Genomic DNA, 7,628 nt, shown 5'->3' on the forward strand with positions numbered 1-7,628 from the left:
CCCCATCGCTCCCCTCCCTGTCGGAAAACCTCCAACCCGCTCTCCCCGGAGGGTGGGGCGGGGGAGCGTCCGCAGGTAGAAGGAAAAGCACTACCCTGCCCGGCCGCCTGCCCTCCAGGGCGGCGGGCAGGACATGTGCGTCAGTGCCCCGATGGCCCCGCGCTCGCGCCGGCCCCGGAGGGCGTCTCTGCGGAGAGGAAGTCGCGCGGCAGGTCCACCGTGAAGATGGAGCCCTGCCCGGGCCGACTCGTCACGTGGATGGTACCGCCGTGGGCCTCCACAATCTGCCGGGTGATGAAGAGACCAAGCCCCAGGCCTCCGTAGTTGCGCGGGGACACGGCGCGCTCGAAGCGGCCGAAGATGCGCGACAGGTCCTTCTCCGGGATGCCGATGCCCCGGTCCTGAACGGTGAGCCGCGCGAAGCCGCCCCGCTCCTCCACGCTCACCGTCACCGGATTACCGGCCGCGTATTTGATGGCGTTGGAGAGCAGGTTGGCCAGCACCTGCTCCACGCGCAGCCGGTCGAACCGCCCCGTCACCGGCTCCCGGGTCCGCAGCTCGAGCTGGCAGTGCGCGCGCGCGGCCTCCTGCTGGAACTGCTCCACCACCTCGGTGGCGAGCTGGGTCAGGTCCAACGTCTCCACGGTGAAGCGCAGCTGTCCCGTGCTGATGCGCGACACGTCGAGCAGCCCCTCGATGAGCTTGTCCAGCCGGTGAATCTGCTTCGTGGAGACGTCGAGCCTGCGGCACAGCGCATCGTCGCGGGCCGTGCACAGCCGCCGCAGGTTCTGCAGCTGGAGGTGGAGCGTGGTGATGGGGGTGCGCAGCTCGTGCGAGGCGATGGAGAGGAACTCGTCGCGCAGGTTGATGGCCTTCTGCGCCTCCTGGTACAGGCGCGAGTTGTCGATGGCCATGGCCGTGCGGTGCGCCAGCTCCTCCGCCAGCAGCAGGTCCGCGGCTCCGTAGCGGCGCCTGCGCGCGGCGCCGAACGTCAGCGTCCCGAGGATGCGGCCCCGCGCCACCATGGGCACGGCCAGCACCGTGTCCGTGCCCAGCTCCCGGATGAGCCGCGCATGCGCCGCGTCCTCCACGAGCGGCAGCAGCGCCGCGTCGGTCAGCTCGGGGAACAGCTCCGGCTGGCCGGAGCGGAGCACCCGCGTGGCGGGCGGGTTCGTGTTCCACCGCGCCGGGTAGCGCCACTGCAGCTCGCGCAGCAGCACCTCCTTCTCGGGGTCCGCGTGGGCCACGGCCACCCGCCGCAGGACGTTCCCCTCCTCCACGACATCCACCACGCACCAGTCCGCCAGGAGCGGCACCCCGAGCCGGGAGACCCGCGTCAGCGTCGTCTCGTAGTCGAGCGACTCCACCAGCACCTTCGTCGCCTCGCCCAGGAAGCGTTGGGACTGCTCGGCCCGCCGCAGCTCCGCGTACAGGCGCGCGTTGTCCACCGCGTAGGCGGAGCGCCGGGCCAGCTCCTCGGCCAGCGCCTGCTCCTCGCGCGTGTAGGGGTGGCCGGACTCCTCGCGCAGGAGCGAGAGCGTCCCCAGGGTGCGCCCCCGGGCGATGAGCGGGACGACCAGCAGCGACGCCGGGCGGAAGCGCCGCAGCAGCCCGGCGCGGCCGGAGTCCTCGCTGCCGAGCCGCTTCAGGAGCTTCGCCGTGTCCGTCAGCACGCGCGAGCGCCCGGTGCGCAGCACGCGCACGAGCTCCGGCAGGGGCATTCCTTCCTCGGGGCCGAGCACGTCGCCGCACACGTGCTCCATCCGGCTGCCGGGGGAATGCTCACACGCCACCCGCCGCACGGCGCCGTTCTCCAGGAGGTGGATGAGGCAGGTGTCGCCCAGGAGCGGCACCGAGCGGTGGGCCACGGCCGTCAGCGCGGTGTCCGGGTCCAGCGAGGACACCAGCGTGGCGCTCGCCTCGGCCAGCAGGCGCTGCTGCTGCTCGGCGACGCTCGCCTCGGCCAGCAGGCGCTGCTGGCGCTCGGCCCGCCGTCGCTCCGTCATGTCGAGGGAGACCTCGGCGAAGCCGCGCAGCTGCCCGTCCGCGTCCCGCAGCGGCGTGAGCACCACGCCCGCCCAGAAGCGCGAGCCGTCCTTGCGCAGCCGCCACCCCTCCACCTCCAGCCGCCCCCGCTCCGCCGCGCCACGCAGCTGCTGTTGGGGACGGCCCCGCGCCACGCTGTCCGACGGGTGGAAGACGGAGAAGTGCTTGCCGAGCGCCTCCGCCGCCTCGTAGCCGAAGATGCGCTGGGCCCCCGCGTTCCAGCTCACCACGTGGCCCTCCGGGTCCAACATGATGAGGGCCTGGTCCTTCACGCCGTCCACCAGCAGCCGGAAGCGCTCCTCGCTCTGGCGCAGCGACTCCTCCGCCCGGCTGCGCTCCGCCGTCTCCAGCGCCATGGACACCACGTGGCCGATGGAGCGGGCGAAGGCCTGCTCCTCCTCCGTCCAGACGCGGGGCAAGTCGCCCACGTGCTCGTGGCACACCACCCCGCCCAGCCGCCCGCGCACCCAGACGGGCACGTCCAGCATGGCGGTGATGCCCCGCGGCTCCAGGTAGCTCTCGGTGAACTCGCGCGTCCGCTCGTCCCGCCGCGCGTCGTCCGCGGCGATGAACAGCTCGTCCAGCAGCGCCTGGAAGTAGCGGGGGAAGTCGGCGCGCCGCAGCTCGGCGCCTCCGTCGAAGGCATCCCTGTCCCGCTGGTACAGCACGTCGCAGTGGATGGCGTTCGAGCCCGCCGTGAACGACCAATAGCTCACCCGCGCCACGCCCAGCAGCTCCGCGTCGCTCTTGAGAATCTGGCGCAGGCTGGCCTCGAAGTCGGGGGCCTGGGCCGCCGCCAGCTCCAGGAGCACGGACTGCTCCAGCAGCACCGACTGGCGGCGGAGCACACGTCCCCTCTCCAGCCCGCCTCCCGGTGCCTCCATGCCCGTCTCCTCGCTCATGACCTCGGGTACAATCACCTTTGAAAGGTGCTGCCGGTTGGTGGGCCCACCAACCACACAAGGTCGGCCCTCGAACCCTCCGCTTGGCCGCCCGAAGGCGTGACGCATGTCCGGCCAACGCGTTCCCAGGTCATTCCCGGACCGCCTGCATTCCGGCGGGCGCATTTGAAGTTGGCTGGAGAACTGCCCAGAATGCGCCCCTGCCCTCGACTAGCGAGAGGCAGGGGGAGAACGGAATGTTCGTGTCTCGCAAGTCAATCTGGGGCCACACCGGGAAGGTGATGGCGCTCGCGCTCACCCTCGCGCTCAACGGAGCGTGTGGTGATGATGACGATGATGAGGGTGGGGGTGACAACAAGCCGGGTGATTCGGTGAAGGTGACCGGCAAGGTGACCTACGACTTCGTCCCGGCGGTCTATTCGACGGCGACGCGGGCGGGCACGCTCGCGTTCTCCCAGGTCACGAAGAAGCCGGTGCGGGGCGCCGTCATCCAGGTCCGCCAGGGGAACACCATCCTGAGCAACGCGACGACGGACGACCAGGGCAACTACGAAATCACCTACAAGGTGCCCAGCAGCGGCTCGCTCACCATCGTCGCGCTCGCGAAGACGACCACCCCGTCCATCCAGGTCGAGGACAACACGGACGGGGACGCCGTCTGGGGCGTGGGCACCTCGCTGCCCTCCAACGCCAAGACCCGGGACATGCACGCGGGCCATGGCTGGACCGGCGGGGCATACAACGCGGAGCAGCGCTTCGCGGCCCCCTTCGCCATCCTCGACAGCATGTACACCGCGGCGCGCGCCTTCATGAACGTGCGGCCCGTGCAGTTCCCCGAGCTGAAGGTGAACTGGAGCCCGAACAACGTCCCGGGCGCGGGTGAGAAGGACGATGGCAACATCGGCACCTCGCACTTCTCGCCCTCGGACAACGAAATCTACATCCTCGGCAAGGATGGCGTGGACACCGACGAGTTCGACTCCCACGTCATCGTCCACGAGTGGGGGCACTACTTCGAGTCCAACCTGTCGCGCTCGGACAGCCCGGGCGGTCCGCACGGCGCGGGTGACGTGCTCGACCCGCGCCTGTCGTTCGGCGAGGGCTACGGCAACGCGCTGGCGGCCATCATCCTCCCCGAGTCCATGTACGTGGACACGGTGTGGAGCCAGCGGACCGGTGCGCTGGCGGCCTTCGGCTTCGACGCGGAGACGGCCCCCTCTCCCTCGGATGACCCGGAGCCGGGAGTGTTCTCGGAGTCCAGCGTCATGCGCATCCTCTATGACCTGTACGACTCCGGCTCCAACGAGTCGGCGTACGACAACGTCTCGTTCGGCCTCGGCACCTTCTACGACGTGCTGACGGGCCCGCAGAAGGCCACGGACGCGCTGACCACCCTCGGCTCGTTCGTCAACGGGCTCAAGGCGCAGTCGGGGGTGAACACGTCCGCGGTGCACGCTCTGCTGGCCCACTACCGGGTGGGCGCGGTGACGTCCGACTTCGGCGATGGCGACACGAGCCTGCGCGCCATCTACACGCCTGTGGCCTCGGTTCCGTACAACACCAACGTCACGCTGACGGGCGGCGTCGAGGCCAACAAGCGGCAGCAGAACCAGTACTTCGTCTTCACGGGCACCGGACGGACGATGAACATCTCCGTGTCGAATTTGTCGGAAGACGTGGATGTCGAAGTCTACCGCCGGGGCACGGTGGTGGCCGCTGGCTATCTCTCGGGGACGAGCCCGGAGTCCGTCACCTTCTCCAGCCAGGCCAACACGCAGTACGTGCTGGTGGTGACTGGTTACAAGGAAGCGGACGGCGTCTACGGCGCCTCTGTCTCCATCACGAGCCCGTAGGTCCAGGAGCCAGGAACACATGAATCGCAAGGCACTCGCAGTCCTCTCGAGCCTCCTGGCGCTGACGGCGCCGGTCGCCTGCTCGTCGCAGTCCAAGGCCACGCCCGCGGCGGACGCCACGCCCGCGGCGAACGAAAAGGCCGCGCTCCGCGGGGGGTCGGACACCGCGAAGGTCGCCGCCCCCGTGACGGTGAACGCGGACGTCAACGGCGACAAGGCCCGTGTCACCCTCCGGTTCGACGCCCCGGCCACCGACGTCCAGGTGAACATCTCGGGCGCGGACGGCCTGAAGGTGAAGGGCGCCACCACGCCCGTGAACGGCGCCAGCTTCACGCAGGCGGCGGTGTCCACCTTCGACGTGGAGTTCACGCCGGGGGCTGGCCGCTCGCTCCTGGTGGTGGCCGTCGACGGCACCTTCCGGGGCTCGCACCTCTCCAAGGTGACCACCTTCGCGGTGGGCACCCCCACGACCGAGCAGCTCAAGTCCTCCGGCGACACCGTGACGGGCAGCGACGGTGAGCGCGTGAAGATCATGCCCATGGACGGGCAGCAGTAGCCGTCGAAGCACGGGGACGGGCCGCCGACGCGCGGCTCGTCCCCACCCGCTGCACCGTTCGTCCCAGGCCCGGTTGGAAGCCGTCCCCGCGCGCCGGTAGCCTCCCGGCGCATGCGCGAGTCCCAGCACGACCCTTCCACCGCCGGGCATGGCGAGGTGTCACCCCTCCCCGCCTGGGCTGTGTGGTGTGGCGCGGTGGCGTGGTGGCTGACAGATGCCCTCGTCGGCATCAGCCAGATGCGCCTGCTCCAGGACATCGGCGAGCTGGAAGCCCACGGCGGGTCCATGTGGCCCATGACGCTGACGAGCGCGCTCTTGTGGGTGCCCTTCACCGTGCTGTGCCTGCGGCTGTCCGAGCGTGTGCCCCTGTGGGGGGAGCGCCGGGGACTCGCCGTGGTGCTCAACCTGGGCCTGCTGGCGCTCATCGTGGTGGGCCGCGCGGCCTTCGTCCTCCTCACGCAGGACCTCATCGGCTGGTACTCGCGGATGCCGGAGCCCGGCTCGGTGCTCGTGCAGAGCGTGGCCAACAACGTGCTCGTCTGGCTGGTGCTGACGGCGGGCGCGCATGCACTGGGGCTGGCACGCCGGGCCCACGTGCGCCAGCGCCGGGCGGACCAGCTCCAGGCGCAGCTGGCGGAAGCGCGCCTGCAGGGGCTCGCCGCCCAGCTGCGGCCGCACTTCCTCTTCAACGCCCTCAACGCCGTCGCCTCGCTGGTACACACGGACCCGGACCGGGCGGAGCGGATGCTGGCGCGGCTGGGGGATTTGCTGCGCCGCAGCCTGGAGGCGGACGCGCGCCAGGAGGTGACGCTGCGCGAGGAGCAGGAGGCGCTGGCGCCGTACCTGGACATCGAGCGCACGCGCTTCGGCCCGCGGCTGGAGGTGGAGTGGCACCTGTCGCCGGACGTGCTGGAGGCCCGCGTGCCCCACCTGGCCCTGCAGCCGCTGGTGGAGAACGCCATCCGCCACGGGCTGGCACCCCGGGCCGAGCCCGGCCGGGTGTGCATCAGCGCCGAGCGCGACGGCGACGCGCTGCGCGTCCGCGTGCAGGACGATGGGATGGGGCTGCCCGCCGGGGGCCCTCCGGGGCGCGGCCGGGGCGGCGTGGGGCTGTCCAACCTCCGCGCGCGCCTCGCCACCCTCTACGGGCCCGGCGCCGCGCTGGAGCTCAAGCCCGGCACCCCGCGCGGCGCGGTGGCGGAGCTGCGCCTGCCGCTGCGTGAGGCCGCCGGAGGAGGCGCGGCATGAGCGCGGAGGCGGCGGGCACGCCCCTGCGGGTGGTGGTGGCGGACGACGAGCCGCTGGCGCGGGAGCGGCTGCGGGCGCTGCTGGCCGCCGAGCCGGGCGTGACGCTGGTGGCGGAGGCGGCCAGCGGCGCGGAGGCGGTACGCGAGGTGCTCGCCCACGCGCCGGACGTGCTGCTCCTGGACATCGAGATGCCGGCCGGAGACGGCTTCGAGGTGCTGCGCGCGCTGCCGCCCGAGTCCGTGCCGGTGGTGGTGTTCGTCACCGCCTGGCAGCGCCACGCGGTGCGGGCCTTCGAGGCGCAGGCGCTGGACTTCCTCCTCAAGCCGTATGACCGGGAGCGCTTCCGCGCCACCCTGGAGCGCGCCCGGCGGCAACTGGAGCTGGTACGCCGGGCGGACGCGGGCCCGCGCCACGAGGCCCTGCTGTCCGGGCTGGCCCTGGCGGAGGCCCCGCTGCGGCGGCTGCCGGTGAAGGAAGATGGCCGCATCCGCTTCATCGAGTGCGAGGCCATCACCCACGTGGAGGCGGAGGCCAACTACGTGCGCATCCACACCGTGGGCGGCCAGCACGTCATGCGCGAGACGCTGACGCGCCTGGAGGAGCGGCTGGACGCGCGGCGCTTCATCCGCGTGCACCGCTCGGTGCTGGTGAACCTGGACCACGTGCGCGAGCTGGAGCCGCTCTCGCAGGGGGAGTACCTCCTGGTGCTGGGCGCGGGCACGGCGGTGCGCACCGGCCGCGCCCACCGCGCGCGCGTGGAGCAGGCGCTGGGCCTGGGCGCCGCCGCCGGCTCCCGCTGAAGGCCCGTCCCCGCCGCGGAGCGTTCCGTCCCGCGCTCCGCTCCGTTCATCCCCGCCTTCCGGACAGCCACCGGCAACACGGGTACTCCTGAAGCCACGTTGCGAGCGGGCCCCTGCCCGCCCGCCGTGTGCCACACCCTTCACGAGGAGCCCGTCATGTCATCGAAGTCCGCCCACGCGCCCGCGCTGCTCGCCGCGCTCACCCTGCTGGTGTCCCCCTGTC

General features: G+C 71.8%; 5 protein-coding genes. 4 read left to right on the plus strand and 1 reads right to left on the minus strand.

Annotated features, from left to right (window positions below; translation table 11 throughout):
- Positions 1 to 140: 140 nt before the first annotated feature.
- Entirely contained in the window at positions 141 to 2,948 is a 2,808-nt protein-coding gene (locus HG543_RS49440) for a PAS domain-containing sensor histidine kinase (protein ID WP_169351952.1), read from the minus strand.
- Positions 2,949 to 3,184: 236 nt separating this feature from the next.
- Here HG543_RS49440 and HG543_RS49445 point away from each other — a divergent pair, with 236 nt between their 5' ends.
- The 4 genes from HG543_RS49445 (at position 3,185) to HG543_RS49460 (ending at position 7,405) form a co-directional block, all read left to right on the plus strand.
- Positions 3,185 to 4,801, plus strand: a complete 1,617-nt coding sequence (locus HG543_RS49445; protein WP_169351953.1) for a hypothetical protein — start codon at positions 3,185 to 3,187, stop codon at positions 4,799 to 4,801.
- Between the two features lie 19 nt (positions 4,802 to 4,820).
- Positions 4,821 to 5,357, plus strand: a complete 537-nt coding sequence (locus HG543_RS49450; protein WP_169351954.1) for a hypothetical protein — start codon at positions 4,821 to 4,823, stop codon at positions 5,355 to 5,357.
- A gap of 195 nt (positions 5,358 to 5,552) precedes the next feature.
- On the plus strand, positions 5,553 to 6,605 hold the full coding sequence (locus tag HG543_RS49455) for a sensor histidine kinase (RefSeq protein WP_343073640.1): 1,053 nt from the start codon (positions 5,553 to 5,555) through the stop codon (positions 6,603 to 6,605).
- Positions 6,602 to 7,405 (plus strand): LytR/AlgR family response regulator transcription factor, encoded by an 804-nt coding sequence (locus HG543_RS49460; RefSeq protein ID WP_169351956.1) that lies wholly within the window; start codon positions 6,602 to 6,604, stop codon positions 7,403 to 7,405. The genes HG543_RS49455 and HG543_RS49460 overlap by 4 nt, the downstream gene beginning before the upstream one ends.
- The last annotated feature ends 223 nt before the right edge of the window (positions 7,406 to 7,628 follow it).

The sequence above is a fragment of the Pyxidicoccus fallax genome, from assembly GCF_012933655.1.
Lineage (GTDB): Bacteria > Myxococcota > Myxococcia > Myxococcales > Myxococcaceae > Myxococcus > Myxococcus fallax.